The 19,336-nt window shown below is 67.8% G+C and carries 18 protein-coding genes and 1 pseudogene; 12 read left to right on the forward strand and 7 right to left on the reverse strand.

Going from position 1 to position 19,336, the window contains the following annotated elements:
• From AOK01_RS06835 to AOK01_RS42465, 3 genes are all read right to left on the reverse strand, one after another.
• Positions 1-1,629 (reverse strand): TrbL/VirB6 family protein (locus AOK01_RS06835; protein WP_213862060.1); only part of this gene is annotated, 1,629 nt, incomplete at its 3' end.
• On the reverse strand, positions 1,629-2,054 hold the full coding sequence (locus AOK01_RS06840) for a pilin (RefSeq protein WP_342671030.1): 426 nt from the start codon (positions 2,052-2,054) through the stop codon (positions 1,629-1,631). The genes AOK01_RS06835 and AOK01_RS06840, both read right to left, overlap by 1 nt.
• Positions 2,045-3,034 carry a hypothetical protein gene (locus tag AOK01_RS42465; RefSeq protein ID WP_055509504.1) on the reverse strand — a complete coding sequence of 330 codons (990 nt, stop codon included), beginning with the start codon at positions 3,032-3,034 and terminating at the stop codon, positions 2,045-2,047. Before AOK01_RS42465 ends, AOK01_RS06840 begins: the two co-directional genes overlap by 10 nt.
• A 762-nt stretch (positions 3,035-3,796) precedes the next feature.
• Between AOK01_RS42465 and AOK01_RS43395 the strand changes: the two genes are divergently transcribed.
• From AOK01_RS43395 to AOK01_RS06860, 3 genes are read left to right on the forward strand one after another with little or no spacing between them, the layout of a single operon-like run.
• Positions 3,797-4,534 (forward strand): hypothetical protein, encoded by a 738-nt coding sequence (locus tag AOK01_RS43395; protein WP_157871206.1) that lies wholly within the window; start codon positions 3,797-3,799, stop codon positions 4,532-4,534.
• Positions 4,531-5,484, forward strand: coding sequence for a DNA methyltransferase (locus AOK01_RS06855; RefSeq protein WP_055509508.1), 954 nt, complete (start codon positions 4,531-4,533; stop codon positions 5,482-5,484). The genes AOK01_RS43395 and AOK01_RS06855 overlap by 4 nt, the downstream gene beginning before the upstream one ends.
• Positions 5,481-6,440, forward strand: a complete 960-nt coding sequence (locus AOK01_RS06860; RefSeq protein ID WP_055509510.1) for a tyrosine-type recombinase/integrase — start codon at positions 5,481-5,483, stop codon at positions 6,438-6,440. Before AOK01_RS06855 ends, AOK01_RS06860 begins: the two co-directional genes overlap by 4 nt.
• 587 nt (positions 6,441-7,027) lie before the next feature.
• On the opposite strand, the gene AOK01_RS40670 is transcribed toward AOK01_RS06860, so the two are convergent.
• Positions 7,028-7,267, reverse strand: coding sequence for a hypothetical protein (locus AOK01_RS40670; protein WP_245702146.1), 240 nt, complete (start codon positions 7,265-7,267; stop codon positions 7,028-7,030).
• A gap of 188 nt (positions 7,268-7,455) precedes the next feature.
• On the opposite strand from AOK01_RS40670, the gene AOK01_RS06865 reads away from it, so the two are divergent.
• The 3 genes from AOK01_RS06865 to AOK01_RS43400 are packed head-to-tail and all read left to right on the forward strand — an operon-like array spanning position 7,456 to position 11,791.
• Entirely contained in the window at positions 7,456-11,166 is a 3,711-nt protein-coding gene (locus AOK01_RS06865; RefSeq protein ID WP_107099753.1) for a helicase HerA domain-containing protein, read from the forward strand.
• Positions 11,166-11,615 carry a hypothetical protein gene (locus AOK01_RS06870; RefSeq protein ID WP_055509514.1) on the forward strand — a complete coding sequence of 150 codons (450 nt, stop codon included), beginning with the start codon at positions 11,166-11,168 and terminating at the stop codon, positions 11,613-11,615. Before AOK01_RS06865 ends, AOK01_RS06870 begins: the two co-directional genes overlap by 1 nt.
• An 11-nt stretch (positions 11,616-11,626) precedes the next feature.
• Positions 11,627-11,791, forward strand: a complete 165-nt coding sequence (locus AOK01_RS43400) for a hypothetical protein (RefSeq protein WP_157871207.1) — start codon at positions 11,627-11,629, stop codon at positions 11,789-11,791.
• Positions 11,792-12,324: 533 nt separating this feature from the next.
• On the opposite strand, the pseudogene AOK01_RS40675 reads toward AOK01_RS43400, so the two are convergent.
• Positions 12,325-12,519, reverse strand: a pseudogene (locus AOK01_RS40675) (metallophosphoesterase); the annotation flags it as partial.
• Between the two features lie 432 nt (positions 12,520-12,951).
• On the opposite strand from AOK01_RS40675, the gene AOK01_RS06875 reads away from it, so the two are divergent.
• On the forward strand, positions 12,952-13,878 hold the full coding sequence (locus tag AOK01_RS06875) for an endo-beta-N-acetylglucosaminidase H (RefSeq protein ID WP_055509516.1): 927 nt from the start codon (positions 12,952-12,954) through the stop codon (positions 13,876-13,878).
• 138 nt (positions 13,879-14,016) lie between these two features.
• On the opposite strand, the gene AOK01_RS06880 is transcribed toward AOK01_RS06875, so the two are convergent.
• Positions 14,017-14,520, reverse strand: a complete 504-nt coding sequence (locus tag AOK01_RS06880) for a MarR family winged helix-turn-helix transcriptional regulator (RefSeq protein ID WP_055509518.1) — start codon at positions 14,518-14,520, stop codon at positions 14,017-14,019.
• A gap of 131 nt (positions 14,521-14,651) precedes the next feature.
• Here AOK01_RS06880 and AOK01_RS43405 point away from each other — a divergent pair, with 131 nt between their 5' ends.
• The 5 genes from AOK01_RS43405 (at position 14,652) to AOK01_RS06905 (ending at position 18,802) form a co-directional block, all read left to right on the forward strand.
• A complete protein-coding gene (locus AOK01_RS43405) occupies positions 14,652-14,870 on the forward strand; it encodes a hypothetical protein (RefSeq protein WP_157871208.1) in 219 nt (72 codons plus the stop codon).
• Between the two features lie 64 nt (positions 14,871-14,934).
• Complete coding sequence (locus tag AOK01_RS06890; protein ID WP_055509520.1) at positions 14,935-15,876, forward strand: NADP-dependent oxidoreductase; 942 nt, start codon at positions 14,935-14,937, stop codon at positions 15,874-15,876.
• Between the two features lie 202 nt (positions 15,877-16,078).
• Entirely contained in the window at positions 16,079-16,993 is a 915-nt protein-coding gene (locus AOK01_RS06895; RefSeq protein ID WP_055509522.1) for an NADP-dependent oxidoreductase, read from the forward strand.
• A 241-nt stretch (positions 16,994-17,234) separates the two neighbouring features.
• Positions 17,235-18,311: an alkene reductase gene (locus tag AOK01_RS06900; RefSeq protein WP_055509524.1), complete on the forward strand. Its 1,077-nt coding sequence runs from the start codon at positions 17,235-17,237 to the stop codon at positions 18,309-18,311.
• 11 nt (positions 18,312-18,322) lie between these two features.
• Entirely contained in the window at positions 18,323-18,802 is a 480-nt protein-coding gene (locus AOK01_RS06905; protein WP_055509526.1) for a MarR family winged helix-turn-helix transcriptional regulator, read from the forward strand.
• Positions 18,803-18,828: 26 nt separating this feature from the next.
• Here the strand turns inward: AOK01_RS06905 and AOK01_RS44775 are convergent.
• The coding region (locus AOK01_RS44775; protein WP_245702147.1) for an acyl carrier protein at positions 18,829-19,336 on the reverse strand (508 nt) is incomplete at its 5' end.

A 19,336-nucleotide genomic window follows, 5' to 3' on the forward strand; every position in this document is an offset into this window, starting at 1 on the left:
GGGCGGCGGCGTGCCGGGCGGGACCGGGGGAGAACCGGGCGGGGGAGCGCCGGGAGCCTGGAAGGTCGGCATGGGCGGCGGGCCGCCGGCCGCGCCGGTCGGCTGCTTCTGGTGAGAGGCCCACGGGTTGGGCTGCAGGAACATCGGCGGCCCCGGCGGCCGCTGTGAGCTGCCCGCCGGCCCGGCAGACCCGGCCGGCGAGGGGTTGCCGCTGCTCCCTCGACTGCCTGCACCGCCGGGTGACGGTCCCGAACCGGATGGCCGGGAAGGGCGGGATATTCCGCCGGAGCCCGGGGGCGGAGGCGTGGGGCGTGTACCGGTTCGTGAAGCGGCACCTGCACCCGCGCCGCGCAGCAGTCCGAACGTCTTGTACATCACGTAGGCACGGGCCACACTGCCGACGAACGAGCGGCCGTGCCCGAGTTGGATCGACCTCAGGATCCAGAACGGGATTTTGAAGACCACGTACATCAGCGCCAGCGCGACGAGTACGTTGACCAGCCCGTTGTCGTTGAGCCCGAACAGCCCGGTGGGGCCGAACCCGCCGGGGGTCAAAAACACCCGCACCCCGGTGATCAGGGCCAGGGACTGGGCGACCTGGATGGCCAGGACGCCCCCGAAGGCCTTCCACCACCAGCGGGCGATGCCGTCGGTCTGCGGCAGGGCATGGCAGATCAGCGCTAGGGGCGCGGCAACGATCAGGATGATCGTCAGGGCCACGCGGACGACGAAGGTCAGAAGCAGGGCGACCAGAACCCCGATGACCACGAGCCACATCAGGATCAGGAAGATGCTGTCGCTGCCGGCACTGAAGGAGCTGAGGACGAAGTCGCGCAGGGCAGGTCCGGCGGTATCGGAGTTGGCGCCGCCGTCCATAGCGGCGCGGGAGAGGGCATTGGCCAGGTCGACGGCCTTGCCCGCGAAGAACAACGACAGTGCGGCAGCGAGGAACCCCAGGGGAATCCGTGGCGCGATTTCTTTGACCGAGTAGCGCGTCTGTACCGTCTCGTGGCTCATCACCACGATTCCGGCGATGGCGATCAGCAGGGCGTAGCAGGCGAGAGCGATCTGCCAGGAGTTCGTCCACAGCTCGCCCACGCGCGGCATGGACGCGGGACTCGGCGTGGTCAGCAGTGTGCCGCTGAGTAGTTCCAGCAGTGGATTGAGCGCGAACTTGATCACGGACTTGAAGAAGCCCGTGATCGCGCTGCTGATGCCCTTGGCGATCCATCCGGAGATCCCGCCGGTGCCGTCAGCGCCGGGAACCTTGGCCGGAGGCATGGGTCCTGCCGTGGGGACGGAGGAGGCCGATGGATCGGGCTGCGGGATGCAGTCCGACGCCGAGCACGAGGACTCGGTCCTTGACGGCGTCGGTACGGGCTCGGCGGAGGCGGTCGGGGCCGGCTCCGGACCTGGGCTCGGGCTCGGGTCGGCGTAGGCGGAGAACACCGAGGCGAGCACCGCCAGGACAACGGTGCCGAGCACCAGGGCACGGCGCCAGCGGCGCCACCGGCCGCGACGGCTCGACGGGCCCGGCTGCGCCGGGCGCCCGGCACCGGTCCGGCTGGAGGAGACAGACGGACCCGGGAGCCGGTGTGCCAGGGCAGTGGCGGCATGGACGGCGGTCATCAGGCACCCACGATCCCTTTGAGGATCTGGACCACCATCGGGGCCAGCGCGGCCAGCCCATAGCCCCAACCGGCGCTTTTGAAAGCGGTCTTGGCCTTCTCCACCTCGCCGGGATCGCCACCGGCCATGACGTAGCGCACGCCGCCGATGGACAAGAACACCGTGGCGAGACCGGCCAGGATGCCCATGATCCAGTTGCGGATGTTGTTCAGCACCTCGTTGACCGATTTCGCCAGGGCCAGGACGGGAGCCGGCTCGGCGGCATGTGCCGAGGTGACGACGACGGCGAGCACCAGCACGGTCAAACCGATCAGCAGCAACACCCGGCACAGCCATCCGCTGCGCGGCTCCTGCCCGGGGCGATGGTGGGCTGCGGCGTCCGCGGGGATGTGGGCACGGCGGCAGGGCAGAGGGATCAGGCGCATCGGGGGACCTCCGGAGACACGCGGGACGCGAGGGCGGGTGTGGATTCCCCGCATCCAAGAAGGCCGGAATCAGCGCCGGATTTGGACACCGTCACCGCGGATTCCTCACCGGCCCCGGCCGGGCCGCCCTGCCCCACTGTGCTGACGCAGAGTGACTGTCGAGTCGGGCGGGAAGGTGGGCTCTGCGGGGCCAGTCCGTTGACGAGGCAGGAGGCGACCGGGTCGTCCGGGTCGGTGGCCGCGCCCTGCTCCCGCAGAAAGGCGACCAAGCGCCGCTCGGCGCGCTGGCGCGCCTTGTAGGCCGCCTCATGGGACATCCGGTGGCGGTCGGCCCAGTCGGTGATGAGCGTCTCGTCCAGTCGGGTGGCACCGATCAGGTCGGCCTCGGTCCGGGTCAGGACCGACTGCCGGACCGCCCGCGCCAGCACCAAGTCGGGATGACCCCACGGCGGCTTCGGAGCCGCCGACCGGAACGCGCTGGCCACCGGCATGGGGGCGTCCAGCGCCTCGGACAGCGCCGCGAACCCGGCGCGGTAGGCCGCCCAGCGCAGCCGCACCAGAATCCGCGGCCGGTCCACATCGATCGTCGTGAGCGCACCGAGGAACCCGGAGAGCACTTCGGCATGCAGGTCGAACAGGTCACCGGGAAACCGGGCCGCCAGCCAGCGGGACACCCCGGACAGCGCCGGCAGCGCCATGCCCGCGCAGGCCAGCGTCCACGTGGCTCCCTGCTCTCGGGACTGGCGCACCAGGTGCGCCCAGACCTCGTCCCGGGTGCTCCGGGGGCAGCGGCGACGGAGCATTCGGTCCCGCAACTCATCCAGCGGGATGCGCCGGTTGGGCAGACCCGGGTAGCTCCGGCCGTCCAGGGACAGCGGCTGGGGGCCGGTCACCAGCAGCGTGAAGCACTCCCGTGCGGTATCCAGCGGCGACGGTTGCCCGGTGGCGCGGGCGTGGTGGGCGCTATGCCTGTCAGCCATGTCAGGCGACTCCTTCACAAGGCGGAAGAGACGACGCCTCAAGGAATCCAGACAGCCGACAAGAAAAAGACAAGAAAAGAACAAGGAGGTTCCCTCCGGGAATCTCCGTGACGCTAAAGATTGCTTAAATAGGCTTATGGTCTGGGAGGATTCAGCGACGGAAGGAACCGGCTGACGGCTTGAGTATCAGCAGGCCCTCAGTGGAGGCTTAGTAGCCTGTGACCTACAACTTTAGTGCTGTCGTAGTAGGTTTCTAAGTGTCGCAGTGGACGCGTCATGCCTACGGGGTGACGTCTTGTCGCAGCCGATTGACGGTCGGTGAAAAGCTGTAACTGGCAGGCCGATAAATGGTCCTCGGCCTCATCCCGCCCCCGCCCTACGGGGGTGTGGCGGCATCGTTTCGAAAAGTCACATGACTTGCTTTAGGTGTGTGTGCGACGGTGGAGCGCGGTGCCGCCGAGCATGGGGCGGCGACGACGAATCTTGCGGTGCGGTGTCCAAAACAGTTACGCATCCCGGCCTTCTATGGTGACAGCGCACCACCCGGTCATCACAGCACCCAGGAGAGTGGGCATGACACCGCCCCGCCCGAAGCCCTCGCACGGCGCCTCCACCCCGCCAGACCGGCACCGGCCATGCCCCACGCCTGCGTGCCGCAGTGCACGCACCGACCGGCCCCGGCGTCCCCGGCGCCCGGGATCCGTCTGGCTGGTCGCCCAGCACCCTACCCGCCACGACACCCACGCGATCGAACCATGGCTGATGGAAACCATCGTCCGGGTCGTTGCCACCTACACCCGGCCCAGCCACCGCGTGCTGCTCCTCGCCCCGCCCGCCGGCCCCGACGCGCCCACTCCCGGCCGGACCACACCGGGCACCCGGACCGGGGGCGGACCGCTTCCCGCATTGATCGAGGCGGCCGGGACCGCAAGCCGACTCGGCCGCACCCTCGAAGCGGTCACGGCTGCTCCCGACTTCGACGCCCGCGCCGCTGCGGACGCCGCGTCGCCGGGGTGGCAGTCGGTACACCGACTGCCACCCGAGTCGGTCCGTCCCGCACCGACCGGCCACCGACCGGTCCGGCGACGCCGCGGGCCGACCGCAGTCGGCCCGGACCGCTACGACGCGGTCGTCGCACTCGTCGATCCACACCACCCGGAATGGGTCCCAGACGTCTTGTGGGGCAGCCTGCTGGCCCTCTCAGGAATCCTCGCCGTCATTACCCATAGTGACCGTCAGCGAGGCAGGTTGATCGACCCGGGCGGCCTCGTGACACGTGCCGCCCGCACTGCTGGACTGGCGCAGCTCGATCACGTGGCGCTCCTTCAGGTCCCCGTCCGCGATGGCGCCCTCGTCCCCGAGCTGGGCCTGCCGGCTGTCCTTCCCACGGACGACGCGCCTTGCGCTCCGGCCCCCTGGCACATGCGGGTGCAGGCCGATCTCCTGCTGTTCGCCCGCCCTCAGCACGCTGCTGACCCCATGGGGGAGGAGCGTCGATGACCGCCCGCGTCCCGCAGCCCTTCGCACGGCCCCGCCCGCTCATCTCGGTCTGGCCCACCGGGCAGCTCGACAGCCCCGCTCAACTCGCCGACGGCCACTACGTCCCGGAGACCGCCCAGGATGTGGGCCGGATGCCCCCGGCCGTCGCCGCCCACGCCATCGCCACCTACACCCGCCCCGGGGACACCGTCCTGGACCCGAACTGCGGCGCGGGCACCGTGCCGGCCGAAGCCCTGCGCTCCGGCCGGCACGCCATCGGACTGACCAGCCAGCCTCGGTGGTGGCCCGTCGCACGTGCCAACATCACGGCCGCCAAGTACGACGGCGCCACCCCCGACGGCATGGTGCTCGACCACCCACCCGCCCTGGCCGCTACCCGGCTGGCCGGACTGTCCGGAGACATCACCCTCATCCTGACCGCTCTGCGCCCCACAGCATCCGCCCACCAGCCCGATCGGCCGGGCGATGGCGAAGGTGCACCGCACGCTCCCGCCACCCGCCTGTGCCGGACGCTGACCGAATGCCGGCTCCTGCTCTGCCCGGGCGGCCACGTCATCGTCACCGTCCAACCCCGTCGTCGTCGTGGTTACCTGCTCGATCTGACAGGCCCGGTATTGGAGGCAGGAGAGGCAGCTGGCCTCATACCCGTAGACCGATGCATCGCTCTGCTGGCCGAGCTTCGCGGAGACCGTTTGATCACGCGCAACTCGCCAACACAGCGGCGCTCCGCGGGCCGGCACCAGCGCACGACTGGCCATCCGACCGCCCTCACTGTCCACCATGACGCCGTCGTCTTCCGCGCTCCGGTGGAGACCGCCCAAGTGACCGCACGCTCTGTCCCCATTCCGTTGGCAGGCTCTGCCTCCAGACAGCTGATCCGGCATCACCTACTGGAAGACCTGGGAATGGATCATGGGCACCAGGTCGCCATACAGCGGAGCGCAGCATGACGGCCGGGTATCTTGCGCGGCTCACCGGCGATTTGCCAAAGGCCTGGGCGATTCTTCTCCGGGACTGGGACCGTTCGCTTCGGTCCGGAAACTACCCAGAGACCACCCGGTACAACTACCTTCTTGCGGCCTCTCAGCTGGCCCGATACCTGGGCGAGCATCTTGCGGAGATCGGTGCACGGGGTGAGGCGCCGGATCCGACTGAGGTGACCCGATCTCATGTCGAGGCCTTCCAGGCATGGATGGTGCAGACCCGTTCCTCCTCGACGGCGCTGAACAAACACAAAGCCCTGCAGCAGTTCTTCAAGTGGCTGCGAGACGATGAAGAAGAGATCGACCGATCGCCGATGGACCGGGTCAAGCAGCCCAAGACGGTCCAGAAGTTGGTGCCGGTCATCCAGGACGAGGACACCGCTCGCATCCTGAGTACCTGCAAGGGGAAGGAGTTTGCCCAACTGCGTGACGAGGCAATCATCCGGCTCTACTGCAACACGGGTGCTCGGCTGGCCGAAGTCGGCAACCTGACGCTCGATGACATCGACATGAACACGGACTCGGTGCACTACCACGGCAAGGGCAGCAAGGACCGGCGGATGCGATTCGGCCCGCGGACCGGTCGAGCGCTGAGCCGATACCTGCGGGTCCGGGACAAGCACAAAGGCGCCGAGTTGCCGGAACTGTGGTTGGCGGACCGTGGCGTCCGCAGGCTCGCCCCGAACGGCATCAAGCTCATGTTGAAGCGGCGCGGCTGCGCCGCGGGTGTTGCCCACGTTCACGCCCACCGCTGGCGCCACACCTTCGCCCACGAGTGGAAACGAGCTGGTGGCGACAGCGGCGATCTCATGCTGTTACTCGGTTGGACATCCGATGACATGCCGCGCCACTACGGGGCCAGCGCGGCCGCCGAGCGTGCTCAAGAAACACACGTCAGGATGGGCATAGGTGAAAATGTCTGACCCATCATGCGGCACGTCCCCCTCGACACGGGCGGAGCGAAGGCGCAGCTATCGGGCAAGGGCGGCCGCGCACGCGTCGTGGGCGAACACGGCCGACCGAGCCGCGCGCACGGCACCCGGCACGAAGGCGTTCCTCGACCGATTTGAACGTCAGGTGGATCCCGAAGGGAAGCTGCCACAGGAGGTCCGCGAGCAGATGGCACAGAGTGCAAAGATTGCGTACATGCTCCGACTCGCCCGTCTCTCGGCGGAGGCGCGTCGACGTAGGAGCCAGAACCCGTAGTGGACGAACTCGCTTTCTCAGCGGAGGCGCTCGTTGTGGGAAGTCGGCGCAGTTGCCCGGCGGAAGCCTGGATGCACAGACTCCTTTACTCGGCCGAGTACGCTGGACACTGACCTCGAAGAACGACCCTTCGCATGCCGCTCAGGCCCCACATAACTGGGGGTCAAGGGGTCGCAGGTTCAAATCCTGTCGTCCCGACAGAGCGAAGGGTCTTCGCAGGCGAGAGCCTGCGGGGGCCCTTTTCGTGTGGCCGTTTCCGATCTTCGAGGCTGAGTGTGCCGCTGGTCGACACCTTTCTGTGCGGTCAGAGCACTGGAAGTCGGAGGACGTCCTGGTCGGCGTCGTGCAGCAGATGGTCCACTCCCGGCAGTGTCACTCGGCCCGGTCCACCGGCATGCGCGTGGCGCAGGGCGGTCGTCAGGCGTTGGGGCCTTGGAATGCCTCGAAGAGCTGGGCGACAGGCGGGGGCAGGTCGGTGTTCGCGCAGGGAGGTGACGGCGGCGTCGATGGCCGCGTCGAGTTGGAGCGTGACCAGGTCCAGCATGCCGTGTTGATTCTTTACCGGCCCTCAGGAGGTCGCACAAACAATCGACGTGCTCCTGAGCTTGATGTGATCCATGAGTCCTCTTCTATTAGGTGAGGGTCCCGAATTGACAAGGAGCTTCCCGCCCTCCCGGTCTCTGCGCTACTGTCGTCTGGTCCAGCGCAGGCCAGGGGGAACTTTTGCTCAATATGGCTACTGTTCAGCTCGATTTTGTCCCGAGCGCCGTCACTCCCGCACAGAAGTTATGGACTCCGGCTGAGCCGCTCGCCTGGGACTCGAAGGGCATTGACGATGAGGTGTCCCTTTCGAACCTTGCTGATCGAATTCCCGGATTCGCGTCGACGCGAACGAAGATCCAGTCGGATCTGATCGACTTCCAGAATCGGCGACTAGCACAGATCCTCTCCTTCCTGGAGAAGGCCGCGGTCGACCTGTGCGTCTTCCCGGAATACGCATTCATCGCACATGCGTCCACGTTGCAGATATTTGCGGGCTTCGCCCCGCGTATCACTATCGTCGCGGGGCTCGGAGTGCCCAGGACCAAGGGCACCGAGGCGCTCAAGGTGTACACGGACGACGTCGTGGCTCCAGGGGCCAACGTCGCCGCCGTGTTCAGCGACAGCGACTGCTATCTCGTCGCGAAGAAGCACATGGCCGAGGGGGAGGAGATCGAGCCGGGAGACGGTCCCCGGATCGTTGAGGTTTCACTGGGCGGTACCTCCATCCGGCTGGGCGTGGCGATCTGCAAGGACTACCTCGTCTCGGGTCCGAACCTCGGTGGCTTCGACTCAGCACCCGATGTGCTGGCCATTCCTGCCTACACGAACAACACCGAAGCGTTCCATCCGGAAGCACCGCGTGACTTCCCACGGGTTCTCGCCAACCACTCACGGTTCGGTGGATCCACCGTCTTTGCGGCTGGTTGCCAGGACCACTTCGTCGAACAAGGAATCCCCCGGCCGATTCCCGCGGAGGCGGAGGGCATTCTTGCCGTGGAGTGGCACGGGGCACCGGAGAAGCCGACCTCGCTCCTGAAGGGGCGCAACCGGGTGTCGGTCAGGAGCGCGATGGTGTCGCGCTCGGACGGCGACGCAGCGGCCAGTATCGTCCGCGCCTTCCAGGCACTCGCGCACGGTCACGGCCAGGCGCCGACCTCCGACGATACGCAGGAGGAGCAACGCTGGCTGGACTATCTCAAGGGCAAGCCTCGGCTCGCCCTGGTCGCGGACGCGGTCCTGCTCTACCGCCGTGCGAACAACGACGACCTGGTGACCCCGGATCTCGTCACGCGCCTCTCACGGCACCTCGTCACACCGGAGACGCAGTCTGTCGCCGAACACCGCCGCCAAGCCCACAACACCGTCTCCAAGCAGATCAGGCGGTCGTTGCAACACGACTACGTGGACGACCTGGCAACGGATCAATTACTGCTGAACGCGGCATCCAAATACGCCCCCGCACGTGGTGACGACGGGGGTGGGCGCGCGCCGGAGGGCGGTGACGCCGCCGAGCCCGAGATCCGCTGGCACTTCTCTGTCGGACTCGGTCGATTCGACTCGGACGAAGCGGTCGCGACGCTCTCCGACCAGCAGGACCTCCTCCTCACCTTCGCGCGCTCAGCACCGGCCGGCTCCCGGATCGTCCACCGGTTGGAGACGGACGAAGATCCGGCCTCCGGAAACATCGCGGCTCGATACTCGGTGAACTTCTTCGGCCCCTCGGACGACGAGAGCGTGCAGTACTTCACCGGCCTGCAGCGCATCAGCCGGTCGGTATTCCGGCGTGGTTGGATGACCTACACCTCGCAGAACCAGGTCATCACTGGACACCAAGTCCATATCGTTCCCGGCCAGAACGCTTCTCCCAAGGTCCGGGAGGACCACGGATTCCTTGTCGACGTACTGCGTGCGACCGGCGGCGGCTGCGTCCTGGAGATGAGCGGTCTGCGCGGAAGCGAGGCGCAGGACGACGCCCAGAACGAAACCACTCAAACACCTCTCACTTTGATGGATCCGGCTAACGGAAAGGGTGCACGGTGGTTCTTGTCCCAACCGTCAGGACGTATGAACCTGGGCACCCGAGTCACGCTGACCACTCCGGAGCGCAACGATCCACTCGCCACTCTGGTGGGTACAGCGCTCTTCGACGGGGACTTCACCATCATGGAGGCGTCCGGCGCTGACGGCGCGGGACTGGACGGCGCCGGCCGGGTCGACTACTCGGTGGAGGTCGCCCACCGGATCCTTCACCCGCCGCATGGGCACATCGAAGGACGCGGACTTGGCCGGCGGCATCACCTCTTCATCCCGGTGAACGACTTCGCCGTGCTCGGGGAGGGCGCCGTCATCGGCACGGCGAGCGCGGCCCGACCGTTCGTGGATGACGAACAGGAGATTCGCATTCCGGACCTGAGCCGGCTGGTGCACACGTACGTCATCGGCCGCACCGGCGTCGGAAAGACCAACACGCTCAAGAACCTCGCCCTGCACGATCTCGGACGGCCTGGCCCAGTGATCATTGTGGACCCGCACGGCGATCTGTACGACTACTCCGTGCGGCATGCCACCTCACGGGATCCGCTGGTAGCCCTGGATTTCACAGGAGAGCGGACACCGAGCCTTAATCCCATCTATTTGGACGCGCAGGACGAGGAAGGGATCCTCGCAAATATTGAAGAACTGATCGAGATCGTGGTCAACGCTCAGTATTACGAGTGGGCCGGGCCTCGATTCTCCGACATGCTGCGACTCTGCCTGCACTCCCTGGTCGCGGCCGCGGACGAGAAGAACGGTGAATGGGCGCGACTCGGCGATGTAACGAAACTCGTCGAGGACAAGCAGTACCGGAGAAGGGTGGTCAGACGGCTGGGGCATGTCGGGCGTCAGGACCTGGTGAAGCGCTGGAACACGCACGAGAGAATGAAGGAACCCGAGCAGGCCGAGCTCGAACAATGGTTCGTGTCGAAATTTGGCGAATTTCGACGCCCCGGCGTGCTCGCATCAGCCACCAGCGGAAAGCCAAGCATCAATTTGGAGGCTTCCCTACGCGACGGAGCCGCCCTGCTGGTCAAGGTCCCACAGGTGGCTCTGGGGGTCGGGGCGAGTAATTTCCTCGGCTCGTTCATCGTTGAACGTGTTCTCCGCTATACAATGAGCGGCGCCTTCCTGGGGAGTGACGTCCCCGCCATGCTGATCGTTGACGAATTCCAGAACTTCGTCAGCACATCATTCGTCACCTTGATCCCGGAAGCACGGAAGTTCAACCTCGGGATCACGGTGGCCAACCAGACTCTCAGTCAGTTGTCCGCCTTCTCCGTCCGTGAAGGCATACGCAGCGAGAGTCTCAGCCAGACCGTCCTCGGCAACGTCGGCAACATGATCATCCAGGGCGTAGGACACAACGACGCCAAGCGGTTGGCTCCGGAGGTGGGGCTGGACTCCGCCGACCTGTCGCGGATCGCCAAGTACAGCGGTCTGGTGACCCTGACGGTCAACGGCGAGCGTCTCGATCCTTTCACCGTCCGGATGAGCGACTCGAACGAACGTCCCGGCGTGGTTGCCGCAGCAGTGGCACTGAGTCAAGCCAACGACGCGCTCGAACGCGCGGGCAAGGGCGTCATCGTGCCGAAGGTCGATCGCCCCAACGGCGCAGAGGGGAACGGCTCGGACGAAAAGAACGACGGGAGAGGCGGGGACGGCGGCACGGGCACGGGCGTAGACGCTTCGGGGAGGTGGCCATTTGCGGATCATCGGTTGGAGGAGCGCCGACAGGAAGCCGGGAAAGAATCCAGGGGTGAGGAGCCTGACCAGGCAGAGAGGGGGAACGCCGCGCCGGCTCGGCCGGACCGGCAGCAGGCAGACCCCGAGGATTCAGGCGACGACAACATGGGGATCCTCTGATGGAGTGGATTTCTCCCGTGGTGTCGGGTATCGGCGCGGTACTTTCTCTGCTGGCGGTGTTCATCGTCGCAAAAATGCACGTCCAGGGCGAACACACCAAATGGTTACGGGAAGAGCGGGTGCGCTCGGCGATCGACCTGAAGATGGCCGTCTCCCGCGTGCGGGTGACGTACTCCCGTCCTGCGGCGGGGCGCCCCTCTCCGTCGCGGACGCTCGACCAAAGTTCTCCGAACAGCAGTTTTGATTTCGTGGAAGTCAACGCGGCAATGGCCAGACTGGATATCGTCGGCAGCTCACGTACGGTGTTGCAGGTCGCAACCCTGCGAGACAAGCTGCGTGAGTTCGTCAGGGCAAGTACGGAGAACGAAGCTGACTGGCGTGAGAGGCGCGATGCCGTTGACGCCACCGTGAACAGTATTGTCCAGAGTGTTCGGAAGGATGTGTCGTGAACAGTCCCCCCATGGAGCAGATTCACAGGACCGAACACGGCCCCGAGATCTGGGCTGCGCCCGAGGACCTGTCGGACGCTTGGACCGATCACGACGTGGAGGCCGTAGCGGAGGCGCTGCGGGCCGGCGGTCGCTTCGACGCGCGCGGGAATGAAGTGGCCGACCGGATTTTCTGAGCATCCCGGCACAGTGGGAAAGCCTCTGTCGGCCGCGCGCTTCGGTTCTGAGTGCGGCGTTCGTGGTCTGTGGTCGTAGATCAGGGTCATTGCAAGGTCGGCTCTGTGCGGGCAAACAATCGCCTGACGTGAAGATCTGAGGTGTCGCGCTGTTGCCCTGACACGCGGCAATGCCCCAATGGGTGTAGTTCCAGCGTTTGTCGGCGCGGTGCTCGGCCAGCAACTTGGAGCAGGTGGTATGGCTGACGACGTGCTGGAAGTGGGCTTGCTGCTGGTGGCCGGCCATGGCGCCGGAGCCGTCCCCGGCCCACAGACGCATCGTCTTTTCGACCCGGTCGAAACCGAGACGGATGGCGGCGTCTCGGTCGGCCGTGACGGCCTTTACCGTGTTGTTCGCGACGTGCATCTCGCATCTCGGCCTTGTCGCTGCCGGGGGATCTCGGCGCTCGTCACGCCTTACTCGGTCCTTTGCCGTCACCCGGCAGAATGGATGTGTTGGTCCGTCCAGTGCTAGGGGGAGGTGGGCAGGTGCGGAGGTGGGCGCGGTGGCCTGCCAGGCCGGAGGACTCGGCGGTGACGTCGTCCACGCCGGCGACCACGAGGGTGTCGCCTTCGCGTTCGAGCAGTAGATGGCGGTTGCGCAGCGGTTCCCAGCCCAGTTCGCCCATCAGGTCGACCAAGCCCTGGGCCTCGCTGTAGTACTCGTGGTTGCCGGTGACGTATACCCGGACCGGGTCTTTGCCTTCGACGGGTTCGACCTTTCGGAATCGAACCCACCGGCGGCAGCCGCTGGGCCCGACAAGCAGACCCGGCCGGCCACCTGTCACCGTACCCACGGAGTCCGGTACTTCCACGATCCGCTGGGGCGGACGCCAAAACCAACCCGATCCGGCGAACCTGTGCGGTCACAGCACCTGGCTCAGTCAGGCGGTGGTGGAGGCGCGGAATGGTGCTCGGCTCTGGTGACGCGTTCTTCAAGGGCCCTGATGCGGGCCAACTCCCTTGCTGACGAAGCAGGTTGTGACGTGATGTGCGTGGGAGTTGTGAGAAGTTCACGCATGACTCTTGGGGCTCGGTCGCACGCGGAAGACTCGGAGAGGCTCACTCGGCGTCTTCGGACAGGTCCGGCGCCGGCCCATGGGATGGGAGACCGATCAACGATGTTCACTATGGCACATAGCAGAGTACGGGCGGTGGCCGCGCTCGCGCTCTCGGTCGTCGCGGCGCTCACCTTCGGTGCGACCGCCCCGACCGGCGCGGCAGCGGCCCCCGCCCGCGCCCTCGCGAAGCAGGGACCGACCTCGGTGGCGTACGTCGAGGTGAACAACAACAGCATGCTGAACGTCGGCAAGTACACCCTCCGCAACGGCGGCGGCAACGTCTTCGACGTCGCTGTGATCTTCGCGGCGAACATCAACTACGACACCGGCACGAAGACGGCGCAGCTGTATTTCAACGAGAACGTGCAGCGCGTCCTTGACAACGCTGCCACGCAGATACGGCCGTTGCAGCAGAAGGGCATCAAGGTCGTCCTCTCGGTGCTCGGCAACCACCAGGGCGCGGGCTTCGCGAACTTCCCGTCGCAGCAGGCGGCTTCGGCGTTCGCGAAGCAACTGTCGGACACCGTGACCAAGTACGGCCTCGACGGCATCGACTTCGACGACGAGTACGCCGAGTACGGCAACAACGGCACCGGGCAGCCCAACGCCAGTTCGTTCGTGCATCTCGTGACGGCCCTGCGCGCGAACATGCCCAGCAAGATCATCAGCCTCTACAACATCGGCCCGGCCGCGTCGCGTCTGTCCTACGGCGGCGTCGACGTCTCGGCCAAGTTCGACTACGCCTGGAACCCGTACTACGGCAGCTGGCAGGTCCCCGGCATCGCACTGCCCAAGGCGAAGCTGTCGCCGGCGGCCGTCGAGATCGGCCGGACCTCGCAGAGCGTGGCCGCCGACCTCGCCCGCCGCACCGTCAGCGAGGGGTACGGCGTCTATCTGACGTACAACCTCGACGGCGCCGATCGCAGTGCCGATGTCTCGGCGTTCAGCAGAGAGTTGTACGGCAGTGACGCCGCCTATACGCCGTGAGGCGACCGCACGTCCCGGGGTGTGGCGGTCTCCGGTAGGACCGTGACTCGTGCATGCCGCGCTCTCGACAACGATGTCGGGGGCGCGGCGCGGGGTGGCCATTCACTTGTGCGCCTCTGCGTCGACTGAGCCGAGTCCTTATGCGTCGCCCTTGCGGCGGCGAGGTGCTGCTGAGCGGGGCGGCGCCGAGCGCATGTGGTCTCTCACCGGAGCCAGCAAGCCGGCGAGGGCCTTGACGTCGTCGTGTGAGAGCGGCTCGAACAGCAGGCCCCTGACGACCTCGATGTGACCGGGCAGCACCTTTGCGAGCAGCGTGCGGCCGGCGTCGGTGATGGTGACCGTGACACTCCTCTCGTCGTCCGAGGAGGGGGCCCGCACGACCAGAGCCGCCTTTTCGAGCAGACCCGCCTGGTAGGTCAGGCCGCTGCGGCTGTAGACGACGCCGTCGGCCAGGTCGGTCATGCGGTGACTGCCCGTCGGCGAATCGCCGAGCCGGGCCAGCAGCTGGAACTGCACGTAGCTGAGATCGCCGGTTTCGCGCAGCTGCTGCTCGACCGCGTGCCGGAGCAGGCTGGTCACCTCGATGAGGTCGAAGTAGGTGCCGAGCTGCACGGGGTCGAGCGACGGCGGTGAGTCAGACATGAGCTGAGTCTACTGCTTCGAATTCGAAGAGCGTGGCGGGCCATCGTTCTGACCGCCAGGGGCGGCGCTGGAGCTGAACGGGTGGAGTGACCTCGTGGGCGTGCGGGCAATGTCGCCCTCGGCCCTCCCTGTTGGCGCTGCCCGTGCTGCCCGTGCTGCCCGTGCTGCCCGCGCTGCCCGCGCTGCCCGTGCTGCTCGTGGTCGACAGCGGCTTGCGTCGGCAGTCACCCGACATGGGGCAGGCGCTGCGGGAGCGCCTCACCTGCTTGTGCGCCGCCACGGCGACGGGCCCGCACCGGCTGTGCATCGACGGTGGCCGCCACTCACTTGCTTCGAATTCAAAGCAGTAGTAGCGTATGCCGCAGTTGCTTCAAGTTCGAAGCAACAACGTGAAGCGAAAGACGAGGCTCCAAAATGAAGGCAGTGCGTTTTCACGAGTACGGCGACGCGAGCGTCCTGCGGTACGAGGACGTCGAGCAGCCCGTCCCCGGCGCCGGGGAGGTTTTGATCCGGGTCGCCGCGACCTCGTTCAACGGTGTCGACGGCAACATCCGCGGGGGCTTCATGCAGGGCCCCATCCCGGTGACGCTGCCGCACATCCCCGGCCTCGATGTCTCCGGCACGGTCGAAGCGCTGGGTGAAGGCGTGACCGACCTCGCGATCGGCGATCAGGTCGTCGGCTTCCTGCCGATGGCGGGCGACGGCGCGGCCGCGGAGTACGTGGTGGCCTCGGCCGGGATTCTGACGCCGGCGCCCACGAGCATCCCGCTTCCCGATGCAGCCGCGCTGCCGGTGGTCGGCCTCACCGCGTGGCAGGCGCTCTTCGACCACGGCAAGCTGACGGCCGGGCAGCGTGTGCTGATCAACGGCGCGGGCGGAGCGGTCGGCGGCTACGCCGTGCAGCTGGCCAAGAACGCGGGGGCGTACGTGCTCGCCACGGCCGGCCCGCGCAGCAGCGAGCAGGTCAGGACGGCGGGCGCCGACGAGGTCATCGACCACACCACCACTGATGTGCTGACGGCGGCAACGTCCGTCGACATCGTGCTCAACCTCGCGCCGATCGACCCCGCGCAGCTGGCCGCGCTGCCCACCCTGATCCGTTCCGGCGGAGTGCTGGTGAACACCACGGTGTGGATGCCCGCGCCCGGCGACGAACAGCGCGGCGTACGCGGCATCGACCTGTTCGTCCGCAGCGACGCCGACCAGCTGTCGAGGCTGGTGGCGCTGATCGACTCCGGTGAGCTGCGTGTCGACGTCGCGCAGCGAGTGCCACTGGCGGAGTTGTCGGCAGTCCACGCCCAGGCCGCCACGGGCGAGCTGCACGGCAAGGCCGTCGTCGTCGCACCCGCCGCCTGATGCCATCCGTCCCAAAGGCGCGAGGTTCACGGCCCTGGGCCCGCAGGGCATGCCCACCCCTCGGGCACTGGCGACCCTGCTGATCAGCAGTACCGCAGCCGTCCAACCAAATACTTGGCTAGCCACCTAATCGATGTTACGTTTTACGTGGCTGGCCACCTAACTGGTCCGTTCCGTCAGCCCATCGAAGGAGACAGCAGTCATGAAGGCCATCGTTTTCGACACGTTCGGCGGCACCGAGGTCCTGCACGAGGCGGAGACCGACATCCCCGAGCCCGGCCCCGGCCAGGTCCGTGTCCGCGTCCGCGCGGTCGGCGTCAACCCGGTGGACGGAAAGATCCGCTCCGGGATCATGGAGGCCATCTTTCCCACCACCCTGCCCGCCGTCCCCGGCGGGGAGATCGCCGGAGTCGTCGACGCCCTCGGCGAAGGCGTCGACCGGCTGAAGGTGGGCGACGAGGTGCTGGGCTGGTCCGACACCGGCGCCTACGCCCAGTACGCACTGGCCACCGCGGCCGTCCTCGCCCTCAAACCGGCCGGTCTGGACTGGACGCACGCGGCCGCGCTGCCGGTGGCGGGCGACGGCGCCGACCGGGTGCTGGACCTGCTCGACGTCAAGGCCGGCGAGACCCTGCTGATCCATGGAGCGTCCGGCGCACTGGGCACCGTCGCCGTCCAGCTCGCCGTCGCACGCGGCGCCCACGTCATCGGCACCGCGGGCCCGGCCAACCAGGAGTACGTCGCCTCGCTCGGCGCCACCGCGCTGGTCTACGGGGAAGACCTCGTCGAGCGGGTCCGCGCGGTCGCCCCGAAGGGCGTGGATGCCGTGTTCGACGCCGCCGGAAAGGGGGCGCTGGAGGACTCCATCACCTTGCGCGGCGGCACCGACCGGATCGTCACCACAGCCGACTTCCGGGCCCGCGAACTCGGCGTCGTCTTCGCCGAGGGCCCGGCGCGGCGCTCGGCCGCCCGGCTGGCCGAACTCGCCCAACAGGCCGCGGACGGCGCGCTGGTGACCACGGTCGGCGCCACCTACCCGCTCGCCGACGCGGCCAAGGCCCAGCAGACCAGCGACGCCGGCCACAACCGCGGAAAGCTCGTCCTCACCGTCGACTGACCTTCTCCGACCTCCTCTCGCAGGGGCCGGCCCCCGCGCCTGCGAGGCCGCGCAGTCGGCCCCGAGCCTGCGGAGCCAGCCCCGTACGGCCGTCTGCAACCAGCACTCCCTACCGCCGCTCAGCCCGTGTCCGCACGCCGCACGCCCCACCCGTCGCGTGTCCGGACTCGCCCTTCCCCATCCCTCCCGGACAGCCCAGCACAGCCCAGCACCGGACCGCATCGAACCGAAGGAAGCCCTCATGCCCACCACCGACCTGAACGCCCTGTGGCAGCCCGCCCGCGCCGGGGACATCCGACTGCCGCACCGGCTGGCCATGGCCCCGATGACGCGCAGCCGCAGCACCCCTGAAGGTGTGCCGACCGAGGTGAACGCCGAGTACTACGCCCAGCGCGCCTCGAACGCGCTCATCATCACCGAGGGCACCCAGCCGTCCGCAGACGGGCAGGGCTACCTGCTCACCCCCGGCGTCCACACCGCGGAGCAGGTGGCCGGGTGGCGCAAGGTCACCGACGCCGTGCACGCCGCCGACGGGCGCGTCGTCGTACAGCTGATGCACGTCGGGCGCATCGCCCACCCCGCCAACACCCCGCACGGACGGCAGCCGGTGGCGCCCTCCCCGGTGCGCCCGACGGGCATGATGTACACCCCGTCAGGACCGCAGGAGATGCCGCAGCCCCGGGCGCTGTCCACCCAGGAGATCGCCTCGACGGTCCGGGACCACCGCCTCGCCGCCGCGGGCGCGATCGCGGCCGGCGCGGACGGCGTGGAGATCCACGGAGCCAACGGCTACCTCGCCCACCAGTTCCTCTCCTCCAACGCCAACGAGCGCACCGACCGCTACGGCGGCTCGGTCGAGAATCGCATCCGCTTCGCCGTCGAGGTCGCCACGGCCGTCGCCGACGAGATCGGCGCCGGCCGCACCGGCATCCGCCTGTCACCCGGCAACCCGTACAACGACATCCGCGAGGACGACACGCACGAGCTGTACGCGGCGCTGGTGCGCGCCCTCGCACCGCTGGACCTGGCCTACCTGCATCTGATTCACGCCGGCGACGAGAAGCTGCTGGACACCCTGCGGTCGCTGTGGCCCGGCGCGCTCGTGCTCAACCGCGCGGGCGCCGACCTGGCCGCGCGCGCCAAGGACGTCGCCGACGGCCGGGCCGACATCGTCTCCGTCGGCGCGCCGGCGCTGGCCAACCCCGATCTGGTCGAGCGGGTACGCTCCGGAGCGCCGCTGAACACCCCCGACCCGGCCACGTTCTACAGCGGTGGCGAGACCGGGTACACCGACTACCCCACCCGCCACGACGCCTGAGGAGAAGCGCGATGACCGACCCCGCCTCCAGGCACCCCAGCACGGCGCGCGAGGGACGCCTCAGCTACGCCATCTTCCAGCTCGCCCGCGCCCACCGCGGCCACGCCGCCGCCATGCTCCGCACGATGAACCTGCACCCGGGCCAGGAACTGCTGCTCATGCAGCTCTTCGACCGCGACGGCCAGACCCAGTCCGAACTGCTGGACAGCGTCGGACTCGATCACTCCACCGTCTCCAAGGCGCTGCGCCGCATGCAGGACGCCGGACTCCTCACCCGCGAACCCGCCGCACACGACCGGCGCGCCATGGTGGTCCGCCTCACTGACACCGGCCGCGCCCTGCGCGAACCCATCGCGGACATGTGGCGGACCTTGGAGGAGATCTCCGTACAGGGCCTGACGGCGGAGCAGATCGAGGCGTTCACCACGACCGCCTACGCGATCGAGCAGTCGGTCAAGGACCGCGGTCGCAAGGCCCCGTCGGGCCAGTAGCCTGCCGTGTGCACGTGGCGGTCGGCTCACGTGGTGGTGTGTGCCAGTTCCTGGCCGAGGTGGTGGGCGAGCTGTTCGGGGCTGGGGTTCTCGACGATGGAGACCATGGCGATCTCCAGGCCGGTCAGCGTCATGAGGGTCTTGGTGAGTTCGAGGGCGGTGAGGGAGTTGAGGCCGTTCTCCAGGAAGTTGCTGTCGTCGGTGAGGGTGGCGTCGAGGAGGGTGCCGGCCTGGACGCGGATGGTCTCCGTGAGGAGCCGCTCGCGTTGCTCGGGGGTGGCCGTGGCGAGCCGCTGCTCCAGATCGGTGATGGCCTGGTCCGGGGTGCCGGGTGTGTCGGTCATGGACGCTCCTGTGTGAGTGGTGTGGTCGTGCAGCCAGTAGCGGGTGCCCTGGAAGGGGTAGGTGGGCAGGTCGATGGTCCGAGGGTGGGCCCCGTCCCCGCGTAGAGCGGTCCAGTCGACCGTGCTGCCCGTGGTGTGGAGCCGGGCGAGGGCGGTCAGCAGGGTGTGGGTGGGGGGCGGTCGTTGAGCG

The sequence above is a fragment of the Streptomyces aurantiacus genome, from assembly GCF_001418335.1.
GTDB lineage: Bacteria > Actinomycetota > Actinomycetes > Streptomycetales > Streptomycetaceae > Streptomyces > Streptomyces aurantiacus.

Coding starts and splice junctions, on each gene's coding strand:
- AOK01_RS06890 (WP_055509520.1), top strand. CDS start 14,935: ATGAAGGCAGTGCGTTTTCACGAGTACGGCGACGCGAGCGTCCTGCGG.
- AOK01_RS06895 (WP_055509522.1), top strand. CDS start 16,079: ATGAAGGCCATCGTTTTCGACACGTTCGGCGGCACCGAGGTCCTGCAC.
- AOK01_RS06870 (WP_055509514.1), top strand. CDS start 11,166: ATGGAGTGGATTTCTCCCGTGGTGTCGGGTATCGGCGCGGTACTTTCT.
- AOK01_RS06855 (WP_055509508.1), top strand. CDS start 4,531: ATGACCGCCCGCGTCCCGCAGCCCTTCGCACGGCCCCGCCCGCTCATC.
- AOK01_RS42465 (WP_055509504.1), bottom strand. CDS start 3,034: ATGGCTGACAGGCATAGCGCCCACCACGCCCGCGCCACCGGGCAACCG.
- AOK01_RS06900 (WP_055509524.1), top strand. CDS start 17,235: ATGCCCACCACCGACCTGAACGCCCTGTGGCAGCCCGCCCGCGCCGGG.
- AOK01_RS06905 (WP_055509526.1), top strand. CDS start 18,323: ATGACCGACCCCGCCTCCAGGCACCCCAGCACGGCGCGCGAGGGACGC.
- AOK01_RS40670 (WP_245702146.1), bottom strand. CDS start 7,267: ATGCTGGACCTGGTCACGCTCCAACTCGACGCGGCCATCGACGCCGCC.
- AOK01_RS06865 (WP_107099753.1), top strand. CDS start 7,456: ATGGCTACTGTTCAGCTCGATTTTGTCCCGAGCGCCGTCACTCCCGCA.
- AOK01_RS06840 (WP_342671030.1), bottom strand. CDS start 2,054: ATGCGCCTGATCCCTCTGCCCTGCCGCCGTGCCCACATCCCCGCGGAC.
- AOK01_RS06880 (WP_055509518.1), bottom strand. CDS start 14,520: ATGTCTGACTCACCGCCGTCGCTCGACCCCGTGCAGCTCGGCACCTAC.
- AOK01_RS43395 (WP_157871206.1), top strand. CDS start 3,797: ATGGAAACCATCGTCCGGGTCGTTGCCACCTACACCCGGCCCAGCCAC.
- AOK01_RS43400 (WP_157871207.1), top strand. CDS start 11,627: ATGGAGCAGATTCACAGGACCGAACACGGCCCCGAGATCTGGGCTGCG.
- AOK01_RS06875 (WP_055509516.1), top strand. CDS start 12,952: ATGTTCACTATGGCACATAGCAGAGTACGGGCGGTGGCCGCGCTCGCG.
- AOK01_RS06860 (WP_055509510.1), top strand. CDS start 5,481: ATGACGGCCGGGTATCTTGCGCGGCTCACCGGCGATTTGCCAAAGGCC.